24 protein-coding genes and 1 pseudogene are annotated in these 24165 nt (G+C 70.7%); 18 read left to right on the plus strand and 7 right to left on the minus strand.

Annotated elements, in window-relative coordinates:
* Window positions 1-4 precede the first annotated feature (4 nt).
* Window positions 5-472: an ATP-binding protein gene (locus IF20_RS32590; RefSeq protein WP_110944757.1), complete on the minus strand. Its 468-nt coding sequence runs from the start codon at window positions 470-472 to the stop codon at window positions 5-7.
* Window positions 473-681: 209 nt separating this feature from the next.
* On the opposite strand from IF20_RS32590, the gene IF20_RS32595 reads away from it, so the two are divergent.
* From IF20_RS32595 to IF20_RS32610, 6 genes and pseudogenes are all read left to right on the plus strand, one after another.
* Window positions 682-1524 carry a helix-turn-helix domain-containing protein gene (locus IF20_RS32595; protein ID WP_052869026.1) on the plus strand — a complete coding sequence of 281 codons (843 nt, stop codon included), beginning with the start codon at window positions 682-684 and terminating at the stop codon, window positions 1522-1524.
* On the plus strand, window positions 1521-1778 hold the full coding sequence (locus IF20_RS32600) for a DUF397 domain-containing protein (RefSeq protein ID WP_052869027.1): 258 nt from the start codon (window positions 1521-1523) through the stop codon (window positions 1776-1778). The genes IF20_RS32595 and IF20_RS32600 overlap by 4 nt, the downstream gene beginning before the upstream one ends.
* Window positions 1779-2075: 297 nt before the next feature.
* Window positions 2076-2747 carry a hypothetical protein gene (locus IF20_RS39505; protein ID WP_199896856.1) on the plus strand — a complete coding sequence of 224 codons (672 nt, stop codon included), beginning with the start codon at window positions 2076-2078 and terminating at the stop codon, window positions 2745-2747.
* Window positions 2735-3235 carry a hypothetical protein gene (locus tag IF20_RS40250; RefSeq protein WP_234426910.1) on the plus strand — a complete coding sequence of 167 codons (501 nt, stop codon included), beginning with the start codon at window positions 2735-2737 and terminating at the stop codon, window positions 3233-3235. The genes IF20_RS39505 and IF20_RS40250 overlap by 13 nt, the downstream gene beginning before the upstream one ends.
* A 44-nt stretch (window positions 3236-3279) precedes the next feature.
* A pseudogene (locus IF20_RS32605) lies at window positions 3280-3507 on the plus strand (TetR/AcrR family transcriptional regulator); the annotation flags it as partial.
* Between the two features lie 236 nt (window positions 3508-3743).
* Window positions 3744-4340 carry a hypothetical protein gene (locus tag IF20_RS32610; protein ID WP_052869053.1) on the plus strand — a complete coding sequence of 199 codons (597 nt, stop codon included), beginning with the start codon at window positions 3744-3746 and terminating at the stop codon, window positions 4338-4340.
* 103 nt (window positions 4341-4443) lie between these two features.
* On the opposite strand, the gene IF20_RS32615 is transcribed toward IF20_RS32610, so the two are convergent.
* Together IF20_RS32615 and IF20_RS32620 are read right to left on the minus strand one after the other, a co-directional pair.
* Entirely contained in the window at window positions 4444-4773 is a 330-nt protein-coding gene (locus IF20_RS32615) for a hypothetical protein (protein ID WP_052869028.1), read from the minus strand.
* Between the two features lie 116 nt (window positions 4774-4889).
* Complete coding sequence (locus tag IF20_RS32620; RefSeq protein WP_052869029.1) at window positions 4890-6287, minus strand: condensation domain-containing protein; 1398 nt, start codon at window positions 6285-6287, stop codon at window positions 4890-4892.
* 371 nt (window positions 6288-6658) lie between these two features.
* Between IF20_RS32620 and IF20_RS32625 the strand changes: the two genes are divergently transcribed.
* On the plus strand, window positions 6659-7411 hold the full coding sequence (locus tag IF20_RS32625; protein WP_052869030.1) for an IclR family transcriptional regulator: 753 nt from the start codon (window positions 6659-6661) through the stop codon (window positions 7409-7411).
* A gap of 170 nt (window positions 7412-7581) precedes the next feature.
* Here IF20_RS32625 and IF20_RS32630 read toward each other — a convergent pair whose 3' ends face one another.
* On the minus strand, window positions 7582-8019 hold the full coding sequence (locus tag IF20_RS32630) for a MarR family winged helix-turn-helix transcriptional regulator (protein ID WP_052869031.1): 438 nt from the start codon (window positions 8017-8019) through the stop codon (window positions 7582-7584).
* Between the two features lie 135 nt (window positions 8020-8154).
* Between IF20_RS32630 and IF20_RS32635 the strand changes: the two genes are divergently transcribed.
* The 10 genes from IF20_RS32635 (at window position 8155) to IF20_RS32680 (ending at window position 18224) form a co-directional block, all read left to right on the plus strand.
* The gene (locus IF20_RS32635; RefSeq protein WP_052869054.1) at window positions 8155-8997 is read left to right on the plus strand and encodes a CoA transferase subunit A; all 843 of its coding nucleotides are present in this window, start codon (window positions 8155-8157) and stop codon (window positions 8995-8997) included.
* Complete coding sequence (locus IF20_RS32640; protein WP_052869032.1) at window positions 8997-9776, plus strand: CoA-transferase subunit beta; 780 nt, start codon at window positions 8997-8999, stop codon at window positions 9774-9776. Before IF20_RS32635 ends, IF20_RS32640 begins: the two co-directional genes overlap by 1 nt.
* Window positions 9777-9785: 9 nt before the next feature.
* Window positions 9786-10553: a protocatechuate 3,4-dioxygenase subunit beta gene (gene pcaH, locus IF20_RS32645; protein WP_052869033.1), complete on the plus strand. Its 768-nt coding sequence runs from the start codon at window positions 9786-9788 to the stop codon at window positions 10551-10553.
* Complete coding sequence (gene pcaG, locus IF20_RS32650; protein ID WP_052869034.1) at window positions 10553-11131, plus strand: protocatechuate 3,4-dioxygenase subunit alpha; 579 nt, start codon at window positions 10553-10555, stop codon at window positions 11129-11131. Before pcaH ends, pcaG begins: the two co-directional genes overlap by 1 nt.
* Entirely contained in the window at window positions 11118-12515 is a 1398-nt protein-coding gene (gene pcaB / locus IF20_RS32655) for a 3-carboxy-cis,cis-muconate cycloisomerase (RefSeq protein ID WP_052869035.1), read from the plus strand. Before pcaG ends, pcaB begins: the two co-directional genes overlap by 14 nt.
* A gap of 111 nt (window positions 12516-12626) precedes the next feature.
* Window positions 12627-13802, plus strand: coding sequence for a bifunctional 3-oxoadipate enol-lactonase/4-carboxymuconolactone decarboxylase PcaDC (gene pcaDC, locus IF20_RS32660; RefSeq protein WP_052869036.1), 1176 nt, complete (start codon window positions 12627-12629; stop codon window positions 13800-13802).
* A 139-nt stretch (window positions 13803-13941) separates the two neighbouring features.
* Entirely contained in the window at window positions 13942-15210 is a 1269-nt protein-coding gene (locus tag IF20_RS32665) for an ABC transporter substrate-binding protein (protein WP_110944758.1), read from the plus strand.
* Entirely contained in the window at window positions 15207-16121 is a 915-nt protein-coding gene (locus IF20_RS32670) for a carbohydrate ABC transporter permease (RefSeq protein ID WP_052869037.1), read from the plus strand. The genes IF20_RS32665 and IF20_RS32670 overlap by 4 nt, the downstream gene beginning before the upstream one ends.
* A 2-nt stretch (window positions 16122-16123) precedes the next feature.
* Window positions 16124-16960, plus strand: coding sequence for a carbohydrate ABC transporter permease (locus IF20_RS32675; RefSeq protein ID WP_052869038.1), 837 nt, complete (start codon window positions 16124-16126; stop codon window positions 16958-16960).
* Between the two features lie 325 nt (window positions 16961-17285).
* Window positions 17286-18224 carry a TauD/TfdA dioxygenase family protein gene (locus IF20_RS32680; RefSeq protein WP_052869039.1) on the plus strand — a complete coding sequence of 313 codons (939 nt, stop codon included), beginning with the start codon at window positions 17286-17288 and terminating at the stop codon, window positions 18222-18224.
* A gap of 49 nt (window positions 18225-18273) precedes the next feature.
* On the opposite strand, the gene IF20_RS32685 is transcribed toward IF20_RS32680, so the two are convergent.
* Both IF20_RS32685 and ppdK read right to left on the minus strand, forming a co-directional pair.
* Window positions 18274-19251: an ArsR/SmtB family transcription factor gene (locus IF20_RS32685; RefSeq protein ID WP_110944759.1), complete on the minus strand. Its 978-nt coding sequence runs from the start codon at window positions 19249-19251 to the stop codon at window positions 18274-18276.
* Window positions 19252-19769: 518 nt separating this feature from the next.
* Complete coding sequence (ppdK, locus tag IF20_RS32690; RefSeq protein WP_110944760.1) at window positions 19770-22517, minus strand: pyruvate, phosphate dikinase; 2748 nt, start codon at window positions 22515-22517, stop codon at window positions 19770-19772.
* Between the two features lie 818 nt (window positions 22518-23335).
* Between ppdK and IF20_RS39510 the strand changes: the two genes are divergently transcribed.
* On the plus strand, window positions 23336-23503 hold the full coding sequence (locus IF20_RS39510) for a hypothetical protein (protein ID WP_199896858.1): 168 nt from the start codon (window positions 23336-23338) through the stop codon (window positions 23501-23503).
* A 25-nt stretch (window positions 23504-23528) separates the two neighbouring features.
* On the opposite strand, the gene IF20_RS32700 is transcribed toward IF20_RS39510, so the two are convergent.
* Entirely contained in the window at window positions 23529-24158 is a 630-nt protein-coding gene (locus IF20_RS32700) for an MBL fold metallo-hydrolase (protein WP_052869042.1), read from the minus strand.
* Window positions 24159-24165: the final 7 nt, after the last annotated feature.

Below are 24165 nucleotides of genomic sequence, written 5' to 3' on the forward strand. Positions count from 1 at the left end.
TGGCTCAGAGTCCTGCCGCTGCCGTACCCCCGCAATGCCCGCTGCGGGAGTGCCCGGCCGGCAGCTCCAGCTCGGCGCGCAGGGTCTTGCCGAGGGGACTGCGGGGGCGCACCGTCCACCGCGTGGCGAGCGCCGTCACGAGGCAGAGCCCGCGCCCGGATTCGGCGTACGGGAAGGGCGCGCCCAGCCCGGCGGCGGCCGGCGGGCGACGCTCGGCCCGGGTGTCGCTCACCTCGATGCGGAGGGTCGCCGGGGCCGCGGCCGGTGCGAGGAGCGTGAGCGACACCTCGAAGTCCCGCCCGGGGACGCGCCCATGGCTGGCCGCGTTGGCAGCGAGTTCGCCAACGATCAGCCGCGCGGCGAACGAAGCATCACTGCCGTGCGGGACGCCCCACTCGACGAGGCGCCGCTCGGCGAGCAGCCGGGCGAGCCGCGCCCCGCGGGGCGTGGAGCGGAAACGCTGCGTGAACATACGTACGGTGACGGGCGACCGAGGCAGGCGACGAGCCGGCGGGATGAGCATGGGCCAACGATCGGCCACTGCCCACCCCTCTGACCAGGCACGCGACTCGTACTCCTAGTCGGCGTACGAGTCCGAAGTATGGACAGTACGCATCACGGTGCGTAACCATGTGCGCGTCGGGCGGGGAGTCAGGGCGGGTGCACCGGAGGTGACCGGACGTGGTGATCGACACGGGTACGACGAGTTGCGGCGGCGAACCGGAGGCGTCGGACAGCCTGAAGGGTTTCGGCGCGGTCGCCAAGACCTTCCGCGAACGGGCCGGCCTGACCCAGGAGCAGTTGGCCCCACTGGTCCAGTACGCGCCGCACACGGTGGCCTCCATCGAACAGGGCCGCCGCTTCCCGCCGCGGGACTTCATCGACCGCGCCGAAGAAGTCCTCGACGCCTTCGGAACCCTGAGAGCCGCCGCCCGCCACCTCTCCCGCCAACCGGGCCTGGCCGCCTGGTTCCGCCAGTGGGCCAAGCTGGAGGAACAGGCGGTGAGCCTGTGCACGTACGAGTGCCGGGTGGTGCCGGGGTTGTTGCAGACGGAGGGGTACGCACGGGCGGTGACGTTGAGCGTTCCGCCGCCGCCCACCGACGAGGAGGTCGAGCAACGCGTCGCCGCGCGGCTGGCACGGCAGGCGTTGCTGACCCGCACGCCGCTCACGGCCTTCAGCTTCGTCATCGAGCAGGCGCTGCTGGAGCGGCACACCGGGGGCGAGGAGGTCACCCGGGAGCTCCTCGATCACCTCGTACAGGTCAGCCAACTGACCAACGCCGAGCTGCAGATCATGCCGCTGCGGCAACCCGACCACTCCGGCATCGACGGTCCGATGCGCATCCTGGAGACTCAGGAGCACCAATGGCTTGCGTACTCCGAGGGCCAGCAGACGGGCCAGTTGATCACCGGCCGGGCAGACATCAGCGTGCTGATGCAGCGCTATGCCAAACTTCGCGCACAGGCTCTCTCCCACACGGACTCCGTGAGCCTGTTGCAGCGAATGCGAGGAGCGCTATGAGCATCACCGAACTGGCCTGGTTCAAGAGCAGTTACAGCACCGGTGACGGCGACAGCTGCGTCGAAGTCGCGCTCTCCTGGCGTAAGTCCACGTACAGCGGCTCCCAGGGAGACGACTGCATCGAGGTCGCGGCCACCCCCGGCACCGCCACCGTCCACATCCGGGACTCCAAGAACACGCACGGCCCCCAGCTCATCGTCCCCGCCCCCGCCTGGCAAGGCTTCGTCGCGTACGCCCGGCACTTGAACGCATAACGCCGGCTCGACCGTAAGTCAGTCGTCCTCGCCGCATACCACCCGGCAGCTCCGGACGAAGGCGTCGACGGCATCGTCCACCGCACGGGGCAGTCGCCTCGGGCGTGAGGCTGATGCCCTGACCGTGGGCGATCCAGCGGGGCTTCAGTCAGCAGCACCTCGACTGCGTAGTCGCTGTAGCTACCGCATAACCTCAAATAAGCATCAATTATTCTCGGCCTTGCTGAAAAGGACTCCATACGCCTCTATTGTCAGCTGTAACAGCTCAGTGAGAGCGGAAGCCGAGAGAGGCAACAAGTGAAGAAGACGAGAGGCGCACTGATAGGTGCGGTCGCATTTTTTGCTCTGGTCTCCGGGTCTGTCCCAGCGGTCGCTGGGACAGACCCGGAGACCGACCCGGAGTGGGTGAGTGATGGCGTTGTCCAGACAGAACCGCCGGCGGAGCCTGAGGAACCCGTAACGGATGTGGCCAACCCGGATACCGAGCCGCAGCCGTCCGCTGACGACAAGCCGACGGACTTCAGCGGAGTAGCCGCCGGATACGAGTGCCGTTCCGGTGGGGTATATCTGCCGAAGACCAAGGGCGGTAAGTACCACAGGGGCGTGGGCGCAACTCAGTCGAATTACAACGGAACCTCTCGGACGGCAAGATCCACGTTCACGGCCGACGTCAGTGGCGAAGTCGGCGTCAGCGTTTCCCACGGGCTGCAAGTCAGCGTGAATGCAATGATCGGGCAGATCGAGGGAAAGTTCGATGTCAACCTCTCAGCGAAACTGACGGCAAAGATCGGAAACTCGATCTCTGTAGACACGCCTCCGCACAAGAGAACCAACGCCAAGTACGGCGTCTACCGACTGAAGAACACCGGCGTCTCCTACGTCAGCTACAGCAACTGCGCTACGTCGACCAAGAGAACGGTCACAAGCTACACCCCATATCGGGTCGGCTGGTACTTGTGGGAAAACTGACGGCACACCGTACTGTCGCGGTGGTACACCGCACCGCGCTCGTGCTGACGAGCGTCCTGTGCGGCGTCTCCGTGCTCGCTGCCTGCTCTCACGACACCAGGCCCCGACCAGCTCCCTCAAGCTCGGCAGGCTCTCCGAGCAAAAAATCGGAGAGAGCGGAACACATACCCGGCGAGTCTGTCACCAAGGCCCCGAAACTGCTCGACGGCAAGCCGCTGGTGACGGTGCAAAGCGCTCAAGGCAGCGAGGTTCTGCCACTGAAACACAGAGTCGGCTCCGGACGTCTCGCCATCCTGATCAACTGCCAGGGGGAGGGAAAACTCACCGTCACAGTAGACAAGACCGGTTTGAGCTTTCCCGTTGAGTGCGTGGAACGAGAAGTGAGCAGCACGTACAACGAAATACACTTGAAGCGCAAGCGGGAAGAGGCATCCATCCAGATATCGGCTCCACCGGGAATTCGTTGGTCTCTGTCCGTCGGCCAGTGACACGACGTAATCCCCGCGGGAACTCCTGCGCTTGATGAGACGGGCTGTCGGCCCTCCTGGATCCCATCGCAGCCTCCGACTTCGGGATTTTGCAGCTGGCTCAGCAAGGAGCGGGCCTGCCCGTCACGCCACAACGCGCCGCTGTCGTCACCCTCACACTGCACGCTGCCGTGCTCCACCTGCTCGCCGATGGCACCGACACCCTGACCGCTGCCGGCCTGGACGACCTCGACCGCTTCATCGACGATTTCCTGCGACTACTGTGTCCGTAGCACCGGCAGCGGTGTGGCGGCCGTCCCGGTGGGTTCTCGCCTCGGGGGTCTTGCCGATCCGCCCGTAGTCGGCGAACGCGGCACCGAGCGGGATGAAGGTGCCCCTCCCGGCCGAATGCCGCGCTCTGGCCGGTATGCGAAAGCGCAGGTCAATGCGGTCGACGACAGTGATCGCCCGTCAGATCTCTGGTTATGATCATGCCAACTGGCTGTCGTCAACGGGGAGATCGAACATGCTGAACCAGAAGACGCTGTGGCTGCGTGCGGCCGCACCCGTAGCCGTCCTGGCGCTGTCGCTGACCGCGTGCGGCGGATCGGGCGGCGGGGACAGCACGGCCAAGAGCAGCACCAGCAAGCTCCAGGACGACAAGGCCGAGAGCAGCCGGGAGCTGGCGACCGGCGAAAGCGCCACCAGCCCTTTCAAAGAGGACGACGGCAAGGTCACGTACTCCGTCCTCGCGCAGAAGGTCGACGTGGGCACCGAGGCCGACACCAAGAAGATGGTCGACGACCCGGCCAAAGCCAGGGGGTTCGTCCCCGCGGTGGCCCATGTGCAGTACACGAACAAGGGCGGCGGCGTCGTCAGCTCGTACCCGAGCGTCGGCGAGAACGTCGAGATCTACGCCGATGGCCAGCGCGGAACCATCCTGATCGGCGCTGCGGACGACGCACCCGGCTGCGAGTCGGATTCCGACATCGAGAACTGGAAGAAGGGCCAAAGCCACGTGCTCTGCGAGACCTACATGGTCCCGAAGGGCGCGAAGGAGCTGGCCGTCCACTGGGCGGCCGAGGACGACGGCGAGCCGTACATCTGGAAGTTCCAGAATTCCTGACCACACCCGGGGGGGGCGACCAGTGACCTCAGCGATCGCCTCGGCCGAGGGGTGATCAGAGCGTGGCGGCGCGCAGCAGCTCCTCGCGCGGGGGCCGGGCGGGTCAGCCGTGGTGGCCGAGGCGTTGGTTCAGGGCTTGGTCCGCCTGGCGGACCGGGGCGGCGGTGGCCCGGCGGGCGGCGTCCGCGTCCGGCAGGCCGAGCGCGGCGGCGATCTCGTCCCAGTCGTGCCCGGAGGCGAGCAGGGCTCGTACGGCGGCGCCGAGCGCGGAGTCGGCGGCGGTGCGGACGCGGCCGAGCTCGGCGAGCGTGGCCAGCAGGTCGGGGGCGGTGTGCGCGGCGGCGCCGTGCTGCTGGACGAGGGCCAGCGACTGGTCGGTGGTGACCCACCAGTCGCCGGCGGTGGCGGCGGGGAGTTCCGGTGGCAGGGTCATGCGGTCAGGGTAGCGGCGTCGGACCGACTGACGGGACTGTTGGTCCGTGCAGCGGACCAGTGCCTGACCTCCTACGCGTCGGCCCGCCCGGCTCAGAACGTGTCGGCCCGTCCGGCTCAGAACGTGCCGGCCGTTCGCATGTTGGCCAGAGTGTGGGTGAGGGTCGTGCCGAGCGCGGCCTTGGCGTGCCGGGCCTGCGGGGTGTCCACGTGGATGGCGTTCATGTGGAGGCCGGCGTCGTTGCGGTGGAACCAGAAGCAGATGCCGTTGCTGCGGGAGACCCACAGGTGCTTCTTCGCGTTGCGCGCGACGTGCTGCCGCGCCCCGGGGGACTTGCGGAAGTCCAGGTAGGAGAAGAAGTTGACCGCGTAGGGCCAGTAGCGCAGCGCGGTGTAGTCGCCCGGCGCGAGCAGGTGCCAGGCCTTCACGAAGGGCACGTCCGCGTGGCGCTGCATCTCCGTGAAGGCGTCCCGTACGCCGCTCATGACGTCGGGGAAGTCCCTGTCCTCGGCGACCGAGAACTCGATGGGCATGGTGTTGATGAACCAGCCCATGGTGTGCGCGTAGGCGCTCCGGCCGCGCTCGTTGACCGGCATCAGGCCCCGGTAGACGTCGGGCCCGCCCTCCTTGCGCAGGGCCACGCCGACGGCGGCCAGTACGCCCATGAAGAGGCGGCCGCCGGCGGCCTCGCAGCGGGCGGCCAGTTCGTCGGCCTCCCGGTCCTGCAGAAGCGTTTCCGTAACGTTGACCGTGGGGTACAGACGGCCTGGTTCGACACCGAGGTCCAGCGGGAACGGCGGGAAGAAGCAGTCGCCGCGCGCGATGAACTCCTTCCAGTGGTCCAGCCGTTCGTCGTCGGCGTCCATGGCACCGGTGGCGTCGCGCTGCGCACGGCTGAATTCCAGGTAGCTGCCCACCTCGGGGAGGTCGGGCTCCTCGCCCCGGGCGTACGCCTCGTACGCGGTGGCGATGTCGTTCACCGCGATCGGCGTCGAGAGGCCGTCGGTCACCAGGTGGTCGCAGGCGAAGTACACGGTGGTGGAATCGTCCCTGACCACCGCGCCCATGGTGATCAGCGGCCAGGAGAGCGTGTCGACCCGCTGGAAGAACCGGTGCAGGTAGGCCCGGACCTCCTCGGCGGAGCCGGCCGACCCCGCGTCGATGCACTTCAGCTCGATGTCCTCCGGGGTCAGCGCGTCGCAGGACAGGTCGCCGGAGAGCTGCTGGAACGTGCAGCGCAGCACTTCGTGGCGGCGCACGAAGTACAGCAGTGCCGCTTCGAGCGCGGCCCGGTCGACCGGGCCGGCGATCTCGAACGTGCCGGCCACGTAGGCGCACACGGCATCGTCGTCGCCCTGCGTCTCGTGGGCCACCGCGAAGTGTTTTGCCTGGTTGTACGTGGTGGTCTCGTTCGGCGGTGAGGGGTCGGCGGCGCGCATCCGCGCGCTCACCACCGACCACTCGAAGACATGTCCCGGGGCGATCTCCACATCTCCGATGGGTACCTGCAGCACTAGGGCTCTTTCCGTCGCCTGTCAGTTGCCATGTCGCTCGCGCGGCCGGGCGGCCGTGGCCCGGACCCGCTCCTTCACCCAACGAGCCGGATTGCCGACAGAAACGGGGTACCGATCGGGGGCCCGGTGACGAGTCAGCCCTCGACCCGCTCGACCTTGCCGATGAGCAGGGCGTATGCGAGCAGGCCGACCAGGACGACGAAGGCGATGCAGCCGAGCGCCAGTCGAGGTGGACGGCGAGGAGGGACGGGACGGGCGCCGCGACGGCGAAGGTAGAACGTGCGCTGACTATCTCCAAGAGGTTGCCGGCGAGTAACCGGAGGATGAGCCGCCCCTGGTCCGCAGAGCGGACCTCAACCCATACTGTCGCCATGAGCGAGAGCGAGCGCGGCGGCATGCGGACGGTTCAGCGGGCCATCGACATCCTGGGGCTCTTCGGCGAGGAGCGCCCCGCACTGACCCTCCGCGAGATCGTCGAGGGCAGCGGCCTGCCCAAGACCACCGCGCTCCGGCTGCTCCAGACGCTCCGCATGAACGGCCTGCTCTGGCTGGACGAATACGGCAGATACACCGCGGGCCCGACCTTCCTGCGCTGGGTCCGGCTGGCGGACCAGGGCTGGCGCCTCCCGGCCACCGCCCGGCGCGCGCTGCGCGAGCTGGCCGCCGAGCACCGGGAGACGGTGCACCTGTACGTACGGCGCGATGTGCACCGCATCTGCATCGCGCAGGAGGAGGGTCCGCAGGCCTTGCGGCACGTGGTCCGGGTCGGCGACGAGCTGCCGCTGTGGGCCGGCGGGCCGTCCAAGGTCCTGCTGATCGGCGCGGACGCGACGCTGGTCGAGCGGGTCGCGCGCCGCTCCCCGCACGGTGTGCAGCACGCCCGCACGCTGACCGACTGGGCGGCGGAGGCGGCCCGCGCCGGGTACGCGGTCAGCCACGGCGAGCACGAGGAGGGGCTGTCGTCCGTGGCCGTACCGGTCCGCTCGCGCGGCGGCGAGGTGGTCGCCACGCTGTCCTTCGGGGGCCCGTCCTCGCGCTTCACCGCCGAGCGGCTGCCGCGCTTCGTGGCGTCGCTGACGGCGGCGGCCCGCACGGTGGGCAGCGGCCTGCCGCAGTCGGGCTGACCTGCGGCGTTCCCCCGGTCGAGGCCCGCACGCAGGAGCCGGGTGACGCACACACCGGCCGGGTGACCCACGCAGCCGCCGGGTGACCCACACACCGGCCGGGTGGCGCACGCAGCGGCCGGGTGACGCACACACCGGCCGGGTGACGTACGCAGCCGCCGAGGGGAGCGCTACCCCCGCAGCTCCTCCGCCGCGTCCGCGACCCGGGCGATCAGGCGGAGCAGCGTCTCCTGCTCGCTCTCCTCCAGTGGGGCGAGGAAGACCCGGTTCATCCGGGCCGTGCGCGTGACGAGCTTGCGGTGGTGGCGGGTGCCCTCCTCGGAGAGCTTCAGGACGTTGCGGCGGCCGTCCTTCGGGTCGCGCACCCGCTCCACGAGGCCGCGGCGGACCAACCGGGCGACCACGTCGGCGATGGTCGAGCGGTCCAGGTGCACGTGCTCGCTCAGCGTGCGCTGATCGATGTCCGGCTTCTCCACCAGCGCGTTGAGGACCGCGAACTGCGGGGAGGTGGTCTCCTCGGACACCATCGCGCCCCACAGCAGCGAGTGCGCCTGCTGAAGGCGCCGGGCGAGGTGCCCGGGATGGGTGCTGAGATCGACCGCGGCCATGGGGCCTCCATTGACGAATGACGGAGTCGATGGAAGTCTACGGCCCATCGACGAATTAATCAGTGCACTGAGTATTTCTCCGGCGGTGCACGAGCACCGCCGTACGTTCTTTGGACCCACACCCGCGGAGTGATGATGGCCGAGATTCGCAGCCTCCACGACGCCGTGGCGGACCTCATCCACGACGGGGACACCGTCGCCATGGAGGGCTTCACCCACCTGATCCCGTTCGCCGCCGCGCACGAGATCATCCGCCAGGGCATCACCGACCTGACCCTCGCCCGGATGACGCCCGACGTCATCTACGACCAGCTGATCGGCGCTGGCCTGGTCAAGAAGCTGATCTTCTCCTGGGGCGGCAACCCCGGCGTCGGCTCCCTGCACCGCTTCCGCGACGCCGTCGAGAACGGCTGGCCGCGCCCCCTGGAGCTGGACGAGCACAGCCACGCCGGCATGGCCAACCGCTACGTCGCGGGCGCCTCCAAGCTCCCGTTCGCCGTGCTGCGCGGCTACCGCGGCAGCGACATCCCCGGCCGTACCGACACCGTCTCCACCGTCACCTGCCCGTTCACCGGCGAGAAGCTGGCGGCCGTCGCGGCGCTCAACCCGGACGTCACCGTCATCCACGCCCAGCAGGCCGACCGCGCGGGCAACGTCCAGCTGTGGGGCCTGACCGGCGTGCAGAAGGAGGCCGCGCTCGCTGCGAGCCGGGTGCTGGTCACCGTCGAGGAGATCGTCGACACCCTGGAGCCGCGCCCCGGCGGCGTCGTCCTGCCGACCTGGGTGCTGGACGCGGTCGCGCACGTACCGGGCGGTGCCCACCCCTCGTACGCCACCGGCTACTCCGTCCGCGACAACGCCTTCTACCAGGCCTGGGACCCGATCGCGCGGGACCGCGAGGCCTTCACGCAGTGGATCGAGACGCACGTACGCGGGGCCGGGTCCGCCGCCCGTACGACCGAGGGAGCGAACGCCTGATGTCCGAAGCACCCGCTCCCGAGACGGAGTTCACCCGCGACGAGCTGATGGAGGTCAACGCCGCCCGCGCGCTGGCCGGCGCGAAGACCTGCTTCGTCGGCATCGGCCTGCCCAGCACCGCCGCCAACCTGGCCCGCAACACCGTCAACCCGGGCCTGGTCCTCATCTACGAGTCCGGCACGATCGGTTCCAAGCCGACCGCGCTGCCGCTCTCCATCGGCGACGGCGAGCTGGCCGAGACCGCCGACGCGGTGGTGCCGGTCCCCGAGATGTTCAACTACTGGCTGCAGGGCGGCCGGATCGATGTCGGCTTCCTCGGCGCGGCTCAGGTCGACCGGTACGCCAACATCAACACCACCGTCGTCAACCGCGGCGAGGGCAAGCCCGAGGGCCGCCTCCCCGGCGCGGGCGGCGCGCCCGAGATCGCGTCCAACTGCGGCCGCGTGCTGATGGTGCTGCGCCACTCCACGCGCAATTTCGTCCGCGCGCTGGACTTCGTCACCACGCTCGGCCACGGCGCGGGGCCCAAGGACCGCGCCGCGCTCGGCATGCCGGGCGCCGGGCCCACCGCCGTCATCACCGACCTCGGCGTGCTGCGGCCCGACCCGGCCACCGCCGAGCTGGTACTGACCGAGCTGCACCCCGGCGTCACCGTCGAGCAGGTACGTGCCGCCACCGGCTGGGAGCTGCGGGTCGCGGACCAGGTCGGCACCACCGCGCCGCCCACCGCCGAGGAGTTGGCCGCGTTGCGCGCACTCAAGGCCGCAGGGAAGAGGTAGGAGACCACCATGGCACTCACACAGGCCGACATCGACCGCGAAGTCACCGAGCTGCAGGACGCGTACGACAAGGCGCTGGCCGGCGGCGCACCCGCCGCGCACCACCCGCCGCGCGACTACGCCCCCTACCGCTCCAGCACGCTGCGCCACCCCAAGCAGCCGCTGGTCCCCGTGCACGGCGACCCGGAGACCGTCGAGCTGTCCGGTCCGGCGTTCGGGCACACCGACGTCACCGCGCTCGACAACGACCTCACCAAGCAGCACCACGGCGAGCCGCTCGGCGAGCGGATCACCGTCTCCGGACGGCTGCTGGACAGCCACGGCCGCCCCGTACGCGGCCAGCTGGTCGAGATCTGGCAGGCCAACGCCTCCGGCCGGTACGCGCACCAGCGCGACGACCACCCCGCGCCGCTGGACCCCAACTTCACCGGCGTCGGCCGCGTACTGACCGGGGACGACGGCAGCTACACCTTCACCACGATCAAGCCCGGCGCGTACCCCTGGCGGAACCACGAGAACGCCTGGCGCCCGGCCCACATCCACTTCTCGCTGTTCGGCACCGCGTTCACCCAGCGCCTGGTGACGCAGATGTACTTCCCGAACGACCCGCTGTTCCCGTACGACCCGATCCTGCGTTCGGTGACCGACGAGACCGCCCGGCAGCGGCTGATCGCCACCTACGACCACGACCTGTCCCAGCCGGAGTTCTCGCTGGGCTACCGCTGGGACATCGTCCTGGACGGCCCGTCCGCCACCTGGATCGAGGAAGGCCGCTGATGACCGAGCAGCAGACCCCCGCGCTCGCCCCCACGCCCTCGCACACCGTGGGCCCGTTCTACGGGTACGCGCTGCCCTTCCCCGACGGCGGCGAGATCGCGCCCGCCGGCCACCCGGACACGATCACCGTGCACGGATACGTGTACGACGGCGCCGGCGAGCCGATCCCGGACGCGCTGCTGGAGTTCTGGCAGGCGGCCCCGGACGGCTCGCTCACCGGGAAGCCCGGCTCGCTCCGCCGCAACCCGGTGACCGGCGGCTTCTACGGCCGCAACGGCGTGGACTTCACCGGCTTCGGCCGGGTGCCCACCGACGCCGACGGGCACTACGCGGTCCGCACGCTGCCGCCGGGCGGCGCGCCCTACCTCTCCGTCTGCGTCTTCGCGCGCGGCCTGCTGCACCACCTCTTCACCCGCGCCTACCTCGCCGAACCCGCCGGCGACACGCTGCTGTCGGGTCTGGAGCCCGCGCGGCGGGAGACTCTTCTCGCCAGGGCCGAGGCGGACAAGCACCGCACGTACCGCTTCGACATCCACCTCCAGGGCGACAAGGAGACGGTCTTTCTTGCCTTCGACTGACCCCACCGAGGGATCCGCCGGCGGGCCCGCGGACGAGGGGCTGCTGTCCCCCGTCCGGGCCGGCACGGCCGCCGAGGCCGCGACCGGGGACACCGCGTTCCTCCAGGCCATGCTGGACGCGGAGGCCGCGCTCACCCGCGCGCAGGCCGCGCTCGGCGAGGCTCCGGGCGCCGCGGCCGACGCCGTGACGGCCGCGGCGGACGCGCGCCGGTTCGACCTCCGTGACCTGGCGCTGCGCGCCCGCTCCGGCGGCAACCCGGTGATCCCGCTGGTCGCCGACCTCACCGCCGCGGTGAAGGAGAGCGCGCCGGACGCCGCCGGTCACGTCCACCGCGGCGCCACCAGCCAGGACATCTGGGACACGGCCGCGATGCTGGTCGCGCGGCGGACGGTGGCGCTGGTGCTGGCCGACCTGGCCCGTACGGCGGAGGCGCTGTACGGGCTGGCGGACGCGCACCGCGAGACGGTCATGCCGGGGCGCACCCTCACCCAGCACGCCGTGCCGACCACCTTCGGGTTGAAGGCGGCGGGCTGGCGGACGCTGGTCCTGGACGCGCACGAGCGGCTGGCCGCGGTCCGGCTGCCGGTCCAGCTGGGCGGCGCGGCCGGCACGCTGGCCGCGTTCGGCGCGCTGTCGGAGACGTTCGCGCCCGAGGACGGCCCGCGGCTGATCGCCGCGTACGCCGCGGAGACCGGGCTCGCCGAGCCGGTGCTCCCCTGGCACACCCTGCGGACGCCCGTCGCCGACCTGGCATCGGCGCTCGCCTTCACCACCGGCGCGCTCGGCAAGATCGCCGCGGACGTGCTGGTGCTCTCCCGCACCGAGTGCGGCGAGGTCGCCGAGGGCAGCGGCGGGGGCTCCTCCGCCATGCCCCACAAGGCCAACCCGGTACGCGCCACGCTGCTCGCCGCGGCGGCCCGGCAGGCGCCCGCACTGGCCGGGACCGTACTGGGCTCGCTGGCCGCCGAGGACGAGCGCCCGGCCGGCGCCTGGCACGCCGAGTGGCAGCCGCTGCGCGAGCTGCTGCGGCTGGCCGGCGGCGCCGCCGAGCAGGCCGCCGGACTGGCCGAGGGCCTGCGGGTCCGCCCGGACCGGATGCGCGCGAACCTGCTGCGCACCAAGGGCCTGATGGCCGCCGAGCGGCTGTCGGCCGCGCTCGCGCCCGCGCTCGGGCGGCAGGCCGCCAAGGCCGCGCTGACCCGCGCCTCGCGCACCGCCGTCGAAGCGGACCGCACCCTGGCCGAAGTGCTGCGCGACGACCCCGAAGTGGCCGGCGCGCTATCACCCGACGAGCTGGCCGCGCTCGCCGACCCGGCCGGCTACACCGGCTCGGCCGCCGTCCTCACCGACCGGGCGCTGCGCCGCCCGGGCCCGGCCACGTAACGGCAGCGCCCGGTGGCGGACGGCACGGCCGTTCGCCACCGGTGCCTGACCGCCGCCCCGCCGGGCACCCGCACCCCACCCGCACACCGCAACTCCCCCTGAGGAGGCCCCGTGACCGAGCTCCCCCACCACCGACTCGACGGACCGCAGGACGCCCCGCCGCTGATCCTCGGCCCGTCCCTCGGCACCTCGCTCGCCGTCTGGGAGCCGCAGCTGGCGGCCCTGACGCGGACGCACCGGGTGCTGCGCTGGGACCTGCCGGGGCACGGCGGCTCGGCGGCCGGGCTGGTCTCCGGCGAGCCGGCGATGGCCGACCTCGCCCGCCTGGTGCTGGGGCTGGCCGACGCGCAGGGCTGGGACACCTTCGCGTACGCCGGGATCTCCATCGGCGGCGCGGTCGGCCTGACGCTGGCCGCCGACCACCCGGAGCGGCTGACCCGGCTGGCCGTGGTGTGCTCCTCGGCCCACTTCGGGGGTGCGGACACCTGGCGGGAGCGGGCCGCGACGGTACGCAAGGACGGCACGGAGGCGATGGCGGCGAGTCGGCCCGGGACGTGGTTCGCGCCCGAGTTCGCCGCGGACCCGCGCGGCCAGGCGCTCATCAAGGACTTGCTGGACGCCGACCCGGCGGGGTACGCCGCCTGCTGCGAGGCGCTGGCCTCGTACGACGTCCGGGACCGGCTCGCGGACATCACCGTGCCGACGCTGGTGATCGCGGGCCGCGAGGACCCCGCGACGCCGCCCGCGCACGCCCGGGAGATCGCCGACGCCGTCCCCGGCGCGAGCCTGACCGAGGTCGGAGGCGCCTACCACCTCGCGGGCGTGGACCGGCCGGGCCCGGTGACCGCAGCGCTGGCCGCGCACTTCGCGCCGGAGCCGGACGCCGCCGCCGAGGCCGCCGAGCAGCCGGTCGACGACGCGGGCCGCCGCGCCGCCGGGATGGCCGTCCGCCGGGCCGTGCTCGGCAACGCGCACGTGGACCGCGCCGAGGCGAAGAAGACCCGGTTCACCGCCCGCTTCCAGGACTTCATCACCCGGTACGCCTGGGGCGAGATCTGGACCGGGGGCACGCTGGACCGCCGCACCCGCAGCTGCGTCACGCTCACCGCGCTGATCGCCCACGGCCACCACGACGAACTGGCCATGCACGTACGGGCGGCGGTACGCAACGGCCTCACCCCCGAGGAGATCGGCGAGGTGATCCTGCAGAGCGGCGTCTACTGCGGCGTCCCGGCCGCCAACACCGCGTTCGGCATCGCCCAGAACGTCCTGTCCGAACTGGAGTGACCCGCGCGGCAGGAGAGCGGCGGCCCCGGCCGGAATGATCTCTCGCGCGTTTCACGTTGTTGCCATGCGTGCATCACACCGGTGCGGCAGAGTGGTCGCCGCACCGGTTGATCATCGACGAGCGCTGGGGGCAGCAGGCATGACGGACATCGGCAGACGGCGGCTGTTGGCGGCCGGCGGCGGTATCGCGCTCACCGGCACCCTGGCGGCCTGCGGCTCCAACACCGGCCGCAATGGCGGCGGTTCGGGCCCCGCGCTGAACCAGTGGTACCACCAGTACGGCGAGACCGGCACCGAGCAGGCGGTGAAACGGTACGCCGATGCGTACGACAAGGCACAGGTCACCGTCCAGTGGCGGCCCGGCGACTACGACCGGCAGACCGCCGCGGCGCTGCTGACCGACTCGGGCCCGGACGTCTTCGAGGTCAACGGCCCCACCCTGGACCAGATCCGCGGTGGCCAGGTCGTCGATCTCACCGCCGCCGTCGAGCCCGTCAAGGACGACTTCAATCAGGCCGTCCTCGCGCCGAAGATCTGGCAGGACAAGATCTGGGCCATCCCCCAGGTGGTCGACATGCAGATGCTCTTCTACCGCAAGAGCATGCTGAAGGACGCCGGGGTACGGCCGCCCCGCACCCTCGACGAACTGGTCGACGCGGCCCGCGAGTTGACCGCGAAGGGAAAGAAGGACAAGGTCAAAGGGCTGTTCCTGGGGAACGACGGGGGCGCGGGCGCCCTCTTCGGCACCCCGCTCTATGCCGCCGGCCTGTCGATCATCACCGAGGACGGCAAGGTCGGCTTCGACGATCCGGCCGCGGCGCGCACGCTCGGGAAGATCCACGAGCTGTACGCCGACAAGTCCCTGCTCCTCGGCGCGCCCGCCGACTGGTCCGACCCGGCCGCCTTCACCCAGGGCCTGACCGCGATGCAGTGGTCCGGGCTGTGGGCGCTGCCGCAGGTGAAGAAGGCGCTGGGGGACGACTTCGGGGTGCTGCCGTTCCCCAAGGACGGCTCCGGCGGCAAGGACGCGGTGCCGGTCGGCGCGTACGGCTCAGCGGTCAGCGCGCGCAGCAAGCACAAGACGGAGGCGGTGGCCTTCGCCAAGTGGCTGTGGATCGACCGCACCGACTACCAGCGGGACTTCGCGCTCTCCTACGGCTTCCACATCCCCGCCCGTGTCTCGCTCGCCGAGAAGGCGAAGGAGCTGCGCTCCGGTCCGGCCGCCGACGCCGTCTCCTACGCCACCGAACTCGGCCACTCCGAACCGCTGCTGTGGACCACCGCGTCGAAGACCGCCTACCAGGACGCGGTCAGCCGCATCATCAAGGACGGCGCGCACCCCGAGAGCGAACTGAAGACGGTCGTCCGGAAGACCCGCGCCGAGCTGGACCGGGTCAAGAAGAAGTGATCCGCACGCTGCTGGGGCCCCAGAACCGCAACCTGTGGTTCTGGGTGTTCGTCGGCCCGTTCGCGGTCGGGCTGGCCCTGTTCACGTACGTACCGCTGCTGTGGAGCGTCTGGCTCAGCTTCTTCGACGCGCACAACACCGTCACGCCCACCGACTTCGTCGGGCTGGACAACTACGCCACGATGCTGGGCGACGACGCGTTCCTGCGCAGCCTGGGCACGTTCCTGCTGTTCTCGGCGTTCATCGTGCCCGCGACGTACGCGCTGTCGCTGGCGCTGGCGTTGATGGTGAACCGGTTGCGGTGGGCGCAGGCGTTCTTCCGGTCGGTCTTCTTCCTGCCGACCGCGTGCAGCTACGTCGTCGCCTCGCTGGTGTGGAAGCTGTCGCTCTTCAACGGGGTGCGGTTCGGGCTGGCGAACACCGTGCTGGGGTGGTTCGGCGCGGACCAGACGGCGTGGCTGTCGACGACCCAGCCGCCCTGGTACTGGCTGGTGATCGTCACCGTACGGCTCTGGCTCCAGGCCGGCTTCTACATGATCCTCTTCCTGGCCGGGCTGCAGCGGATCTCGCCGCGGCTGTACGAGGCGGCGGCGGTGGACGGCGCGAAGCCCGGCTGGCAGACCTTCCGGCACATCACCTTCCCGCAGCTGCGGGCGACGTCGGTGGCCGTCGTCCTGCTCCTGGTCATCAACGCCTTCCAGGCGTTCGACGAGTTCTACAACCTGCTCTCCGACTCCCGCGGCTATCCGCCGTACGCCCGGCCGCCGCTGGTCTACCTGTACTACATCGCGCTCGGCAACGAGCAGAACCTCGGGCTGGGCAGCGCGGGCGCGGTGATCCTGGCGCTGATCATCGCGGTGGCGACCATCGTGCAGGCCCGCTGGTTCGGGCTCGGCCGCAAGGAGGACTGACCGTGGACCAGGCACTCATCCGGGCGGGCCGGGCCCTGCGGCTGGTCCTGCTGATCGTCCTCGCGCTGCTCTTCCTGATCCCGTTCTACCTGCTGCTGCGCAACGGCCTGGCGACCGAGGCGGACATCACGGCGCCGGACTGGACGTTCTTCCCGCGCTCGCTGCGGTGGGACAACATCGGCGAGCTGTTCGCGGACCCGAACCTGCCGATGGCCAGGTCGCTGCTGAACTCCTCGGTGATCGCGGTGGCCACGACGCTGGGCACCCTGCTGCTGGCCTCGCTGGCGGGGTACGGCCTGGCCCGTATCCCGTACCGGCACGCCAACGCGGTGTTCTACGCGATCCTCGGCACGCTGATGGTCCCGGCCGCGGTGACTTTCGTACCGAGCTTCGTGCTGGTCTCGTCGCTGGGGTGGATCTCGACGCTCCGCGGCCTGATCATTCCGACCCTGTTCTCCGCGTTCGCGTGCTTCATCTTCCGGCAGTACTTCCTCGGCTTCCCCCGCGAGCTGGAGGACGCGGCGCGGGTGGACGGGCTGGGGTACTGGCGGACGTACTGGCGGGTGGTGGTGCCGAACTCGCGGCCGGTGTTCGCCGCGGTCGGCACGATCGTCTTCATCGGCGCGTGGAACGCCTTCCTGTGGCCGCTGGTGATCGGCCAGGACCGGGAGGCGTGGACGGTGCAGGTGGCGCTGTCGACGTTCACCACCGCGCAGAACGTCAACCTGCACGAGCTGTTCCTGGCGGCCGCGGTGTCGATCCTGCCGCTGGTCCTGGTGTTCTTCCTGCTCCAGCGGTACATCGTCGCGGGCGTGGAGCGGACGGGTATCGACGACTGAGCCGGGCCTGGTGGCGGCCCGCGCGGGCCTGGTACGGTGCGAACATGATGGCGCTTACACCTTCCCGTGTGCGGGAGCCGCAGGACTGCGGCCCCCACGGTGAGTGCGCGCCCCGCGGCCTGAGCTTCCTGCGCCGCCGCGGCCGGGTGGGTTCTCCCCCGGCCTGTTTCCCGCGTCGCTGAGCCCTCTCGCTCGCGACGCCTCTCCCCCCCTTTTCACCCCCTTTCCGCAGCTGTCCGCAGCTTTCTACTGTTCTCCGCTGTTTTCCGCTGTTTTCGTGCCAACGCACGTTTCCCAGTCCTTTGATCTCTTCCAGGAGGATCAGATGACGGCCACCGCCGTACCCACCGCCCCCGTCCTGCGCGACCACCGCATCCCCGCCGACGGCCTCTACGAGGGCGTACGCGTCCTGAACCGGCTCCCCGACGGCTGGGAGGACCGCCCCTACGAGCGCTTCGAGGTCATTCCGCAGGCCCGCACCATCGGCGCCGAGATCCGCGGTCTCGACCTGTCCCGCCCGCTGGACGACGCGCTCCGTACGGAACTGAACCGGGCGCTGCTGGAGTGGAAGGTGCTCTTCTTCCGCGGCGCGCACCTGACCTCCGCGCAGCAGGCGGACTTCGCCCGCAACTGGGGCGAGCTGGAGACCAATCCGCTGCTGGCGCGGGGCGACAGCGAGGAGGTCGTGCGGTTCGACAAGAAGGACCCCACGGCGCCCACCTTCGAGAACGTCTGGCACACGGACGTGACCTTCCGGGAGCGGCCCGCGCTGGGCGCGGTGCTCCAGCTGCGCGAGGTGCCGCCGTTCGGCGGGGACACGATGTGGGCGGACATGGCCGCCGCGTACGACAACCTGCCGCAGGACCTCAAGGACCGGATCGACGGGGCCCGCGCGGTGCACGACTTCATCCCGGGTTTCGAGCGGTTCTACCCGGCCGAGCGGCTCGCCCCGCTCCAGGAGCAGTTCCCGCCGGTCGAGCACCCGGTGGTGCGCCGGCACCCGGAGACCGGCCGGAAGATGCTCTTCGTGAACACCTCCTTCACGACCCGCATCGTGGGCTGGGACCGGGAGGAGAGCGACCGCGTGCTGCGGCTGCTGTTCCAGCAGGCCCATGTGCCGGAGTACCAGGTGCGGTTCCGCTGGCAGCCGGGCGACATCGCCTTCTGGGACAACCGGGCGACGCAGCACTACGCGGTCGCCGACTACGCGCCGCACGGCCGGGTGGCCGAGCGGGTCGCCATCGCGGGTGACCGGCCGTTCTGACCGGCGCTCACGGCTCCGTGCTCACGGCCCGGTGACCACGGCTCCGCGCTCACGGCTCCGCGGGTGCGCCGCCCCGTATCAGGGCGGCGCCCAGCGGGGTGAGGGTGTGCAGCACCGCGTTGCCCTGCCGCAGGGTGACGAGCAGTCCGGCCTCCCGCAGTACGGTCGCGTGCTGGCTGGCGGAGGCGAGCGACACCTCGGCACGGCGAGCCAGTTCGCTGGTGGTGCAGCCGCCGCCGATGCCCCGCAGGATCGCGGAGCGGGTGCGGCCGACGAGCTTGCCCAGCGAACGGCCCGGCGCCGTGGTCACCGTGGGCCGCGGCGCGTGGTGCTCGACCGGGTAGACCAGGACGGGCGTGAGGTCCGGGTCGAGCAGGGTGACCGGGGTGCGGCGGCAGAAGAACGACGGGACGAGCAGCAGCCCCCGCCCGTCCAGGTACAGGTCGCGGTCGACGGGGTAGTCCGCCTCCAGGACGGGCGGCCGCCAGCGCATCATGGGCGGCAGCGAGCCGAGCAGCCGGTCGGCGCCGCCGTCCAGCAGGGCCCGGCCGCGGGCCGCCCGGTCGGCCTCGATACGGGCCTGTATGTGCGGCCAGTACGGCGCGATGGCCGCGTCGTGGTAGTGCCGCAGGACGCCGGTGAGGCGGTGCAGCGGCCGGGTGTCGCCCTGGGCGAGGTCGCGCACCCACGGCTGGGGCGGGCGGCCGTCGCCGAGCCGGCTGAGATCGCGGTGCAGCCGCGGGGCCGGAGTGGCTTTCAGCGCGGCGAGTGCGTCATCGATTCCGAGGAGCCCTTCGGGGGGCGTCAGGAAATCGGGAAAATATCCCTTGGCCGGTATCAGTGGGGAGAGGTACCGTGTTTCACCATTCAACCGGGAGCGGGTTTCCGTACGCCATTCGTTGAGCGCCGTACCACCCTGTCGGTCGCGAAGTCGGTGAAAACTTAAAACGGTCTCCCAGAGCGCATCAGGGCGTGCGGCGATCCGCACGCGGGCCAGATCCGGTCCACTGAAATGGACGCGCAGCACCGAAACCCCACCATCGCCATCCGTCGTCGGCCCCCCGAGCACCCGAGTATGCACACGGCCACGCGGGGTCACCACGTCCTTTTGGCCAGTCTTGAAAAGGGTCGCGCCGGGACCGAACTCCCGGAATGCTGATACTCAATTCGGCGGCGATACGGACGGCACGGATTGCTCGGACCCGTGGGGGGTGACGAGCCATCACCGGCCGTCCCGCTACCCGCCGAAGGCCGCCGCCCGGGCCGAGCTGGCGGCGGCAGCTCCCGAGGGGGGAGTCCGGAAAAGGCGAGGGCGGCACCTCCGCACAGGTGCCGCCCTCGTTTCGCACGAACCGGAGCCCCTGCGATCGGCTGAGGGTCGGGGGCCCATCCAGCGGCTCCGGTCGTCCACGGCCGGTGTCCGGCCGCTTGCCGCCTGCCGACCGGTGTTCGTGCACCGGCCGGCAGACGAGTCCTGGTGCGGCCGGCGCGCACGGCGCCGACCGCTGCCGCCTCAGCGGCGGCTGTTCTGCCCTTGGGCTCGGGTCAGCGGCTGTCGCTGCCCTTGGACTCGGCCGCCGCGCGGCCCGCTTCCAGCCGCGCCACGGGGATGCGGAAGGGCGAGCAGGAGACGTAGTCCAGGCCCACCTCGTGGAAGAAGTGCACCGACTCCGGGTCGCCGCCGTGCTCACCGCACACGCCGAGCTTGAGGTCGGGGCGGGTGGCCCGGCCGGCCTCCGCGGCGTTGCGGACGAGCGAGCCCACGCCGTCCTTGTCGATGGTCTCGAACGGGCTGACGCCGAAGATGCCCTTCTCCAGGTACGCGGTGAAGAAGCTGGCCTCCACGTCGTCCCGGGAGAAGCCCCACACGGTCTGCGTGAGGTCGTTGGTGCCGAAGGAGAAGAAGTCGGCGGACTCGGCGATCTGGCCGGCGGTGAGCGCCGCACGCGGCAGCTCGATCATCGTGCCGAGGGTGAGCCGGAGCTCCACGCCGTGGGCGCGCTCGACCTCGGCGATGACCTGCTCGGCCTCCTCGCGGACGATCTCCAGCTCCTGGACGGTGCCCACCAGCGGGATCATGATCTCGGCACGGGGGTCGCCCTTGGCCGCCCGGCGCGCCGCCGCGGCCTCCGCGATCGCCCGTACCTGCATGGCGAACAGGCCCGGGATGACCAGCCCGAGGCGGACGCCGCGCAGACCCAGCATCGGGTTCTGCTCGTGCAGCCGGTGCACGGCCTGCAGCAGGCGCAGATCGTTCTCGTTGGAGTCCTTGCGGGACTCGGCGAGCGCGACGCGCACCGACAGCTCGGTGATGTCCGGCAGGAACTCGTGCAGCGGCGGGTCGAGGAGGCGCACCGTGACCGGCAGCCCGTCCATCGACTCGAAGAGCTCGACGAAGTCGCCCTTCTGCAGCGGCAGCAGCTCGGCGAGGGCCGCCTCGCGCTCCTCACCGGTGTCGGCGAGGATCAGCCGCTCGACCATCTCGCGCCGCTCACCGAGGAACATGTGCTCGGTGCGGCACAGGCCGATGCCCTGCGCGCCGAACCGGCGGGCGCGCGCGGCGTCCTCGGCGTTGTCGGCGTTGGCCCGTACCCGCAGCCGGCGCACCCGGTCCGCGTACGCCATGACCCGGTGCACGGCCTTGACCAGCTCGTCCGCGTCGTCGGCGCCGGCGTGCATGCGGCCCTCGAAGTACTCCACGACCGGCGAGGGCACGACGGGCACCTCACCGAGGTAGATCTTGCCGGTCGAGCCGTCGATGGAGACGACGTCGCCCTCCTCGATGACCACACCGCCGGGCGCGGTCAGGCAGCGCCGCTTGGTGTCGACCTCCAGCTCCTCGGCGCCGCACACACAGGTCTTGCCCATGCCGCGGGCGACGACGGCGGCGTGCGAGGTCTTGCCGCCACGCGAGGTGAGGATGCCCTCGGCGGAGATCATGCCGTTGAGGTCGTCGGGGTTGGTCTCGCGGCGGATCAGGATGACCTTCTCGCCCGAACGCGACCACTTCACCGCGGTGTACGAGTCGAAGACGGCCTTGCCGACGGCCGCACCCGGGGACGCCGCGATACCCCGTCCGATCAGCTCGGTCTTCGCCTTCTCGTCGAACCGCGGGAACATCAGCTGCGCCAGCTGCGCGCCGTTGACCCGCTGCAGCGCCTCGGCCTCGTCGATCAGGCCCTGGTCCACGAGCTGCGTGGCGATACGGAAGGCCGCACCCGCCGTCCGCTTGCCGACACGGGTCTGCAGCATCCACAGCTTGCCGCGCTCGATGGTGAACTCGATGTCGCACAGGTCCTTGTAGTGCGTTTCGAGCGTCTCCATGATCTGCATCAGCTCGTCGTACGACGTCTTGTCGAGCTGCTCCAGCTCCGCGAGCGGAACGGTGTTGCGGATACCGGCGACGACGTCCTCGCCCTGCGCGTTCTGCAGGTAGTCGCCGTAGACGCCCTGGTGGCCGCTGGCCGGGTCGCGGGTGAAGGCGACGCCGGTGCCGGAGTCCGGGCCGAGGTTGCCGAAGACCATCGAGCAGACGTTGACGGCCGTACCGAGGTCGCCGGGGATGCGCTCCTGGCGCCGGTACAGCTTCGCCCGGTCGGTGTTCCACGACTCGAAGACCGCACGGACCGCGAGGTCCATCTGCTCCCGCGGGTCCTGCGGGAAGTCGCGTTTCGTCTCCTTGGCGACGATCTCCTTGAACTGCCCGACCAGCTTCTTCATGTCGGCCGCGTCCAGCTCGACGTCGACCTTCACGCCCTTGGCCCGCTTGGCCTCTTCCAGCGCCTCCTCGAAGAGGTCACCGTCCACGCCGAGCACGGTCTTGCCGAACATCTGGATGAGACGGCGGTAGGAGTCCCACGCGAACCGCTCGGAACCGGCCTGCTGCGCGAGGCCGTTGACCGACTCGTCCGAGAGCCCGATGTTCAGGACGGTGTCCATCATGCCGGGCATGGAGAACTTCGCACCGGAACGCACCGAGACGAGCAGCGGGTTGTCGGCCTGCCCGAGCTTCTTGCCCATCTGCCGCTCCAGGGCGTCCAGATGCTCGGACACCTCGGCACGCAGTGCCGCCGGCTCCGCACCACTGTCGAGGTACTCCTTGCAGGCCTCGGTGGTGATGGTGAAGCCGGGCGGGACGGGAAGTCCCAGATTGGTCATCTCGGCGAGGTTCGCACCTTTCCCGCCGAGCAGATCCTTCAGGTCCTTGTTGCCTTCGGTGAAGTCGTAGACGAACTGCGTCGACTTCACGGCCTCGGCCGACTGGGTTACGTGGGGATCTTGTGTTTCCGACACGGGACTGAACTCCTCGCGGACGGCTGCCCTGACGGCGAGGAACATACCCAGATCGAAGGCGTCTGGGTACGTCCACTCGGTCGACATGCGCCCGTAACCGGGCGTCAGCCAACAGATCGAAAGTCAACGATCTCGGCACCATGCATTCATCTTTTGAAGTCAACGCTCCGTTCCGTATCGATGACCACGGCCGATCCTCTACGGACAGCGACACCTGACTTGATCATCCGAACGCAGATGACATGGCACCCAGTGCCAGCATTGGAGACATGGAACCCCTCGCCAACCGCTCATCTGAGCGGCCCCCTGATCAAGGGTGGCGAGAATCACGCGCCAAGGTGACCTCGGTCCCACGATCCGGACCCGCCGATGGACGCGTCACGCCCCCGACACGCCTCCGTCATGAGCGCAGCCCGCGACCCGCTCCAGAAGGGCGTCCGCGAGCGCATACGCCCGCGCCCGCACCTCGGGAAGCGCCGGCACGTACCTCCTTGACCAGCGCCTCCGAGTCGACCCCGAGGGCCGCCGCGATGCCCTCGTCATCACCGTCGAACCAGGCCCGCAGCACCTCGGGGCCAGCTCCGGATGCAACCGCCGAGCTCGAAGCGCGGGGCGCGCTCAGTTGAGCCCCCGAGCGAGGCGGCCAGCAACTGCCCTCACGGACCAGGGGGCGCCGAGCGACAGAATCAGGTCATTTTCGGCGGCCGGCGGAAATTGGGGCTCGACGTCCGGGGTCGCGTACCGCTCCGCGGGGACCACGAGCAGTTCGTCGAGCGCGTATCCGTGCTGCGTCAGCCGGTAGGAGCCGCACACCCCGGGTGGCCCCGCTCCGCCCCGTTCGCGCCACGTATCAGGGCGAGCACCACGCCTTCTCCCACGTCGACCTGGAACCCAAGCCGTACCGGCCCGACAACCCGCAGGACGTCGGCCGCTTCTGCCGCGAGGTGATGCGGCGGATGGAGCGACCGACGTCCTGCGGGCGGTAGTACGTACTGCGCGATGTGCAGCGGCTCAGTGGCCGCGGGCGATCCACTCCTCCAGGTGCGGCGCCTCGTCCCCGATGGTGGTGCTGTCGCCGTGACCGGTCAGCACCTTCGTCTCGGGCGGAAGCGTCAGGAGCCGATTGCGGATCGACTCGACGATGGTCGGGAAGTCCGAGAACGACCGGCCGGTCGCGCCCGGCCCGCCCTGGAAGAGCGTGTCACCGGTGAAGACGGTGGCCAGCGCGGGCGCGTACAGGCACACCGCACCCGGCGCGTGCCCCGGTGTGTGCAGCACGGTCAGCTCCGTACCGGCCACCGTGAAGGTCTGCCCGTCCCCCAGCTCGCCGTCCGGCAGCCGTTCGGGGTGGGTCTGCTTCCACAGCGGCCAGTCGTCCGGGTGGAGCAGCACGGGCGCGGCAGCGCGCTCGGCGAGTTCGGGCGCGGCGTCGATGTGGTCGTTGTGCGCGTGGGTGGACAGGATCGCCAGCAGCCGGCGGCCGCCCACGGCTTCGAGAATGGCGCCGGCGTCGTGCGCGGCGTCGATGACGATCGCCTCGCGGTCGTCCCCGATGATCCAGACGTTGTTGTCGACGTCCCAGGTCCCGCCGTCGAGGGAAAACGTCCCCGAGGTGACGAGGTGTTCGATGCGAGCGGCCATCACAGCA

Source organism: Streptomyces niger (assembly GCF_000718305.1).
Classification (GTDB): domain Bacteria; phylum Actinomycetota; class Actinomycetes; order Streptomycetales; family Streptomycetaceae; genus Streptomyces; species Streptomyces niger.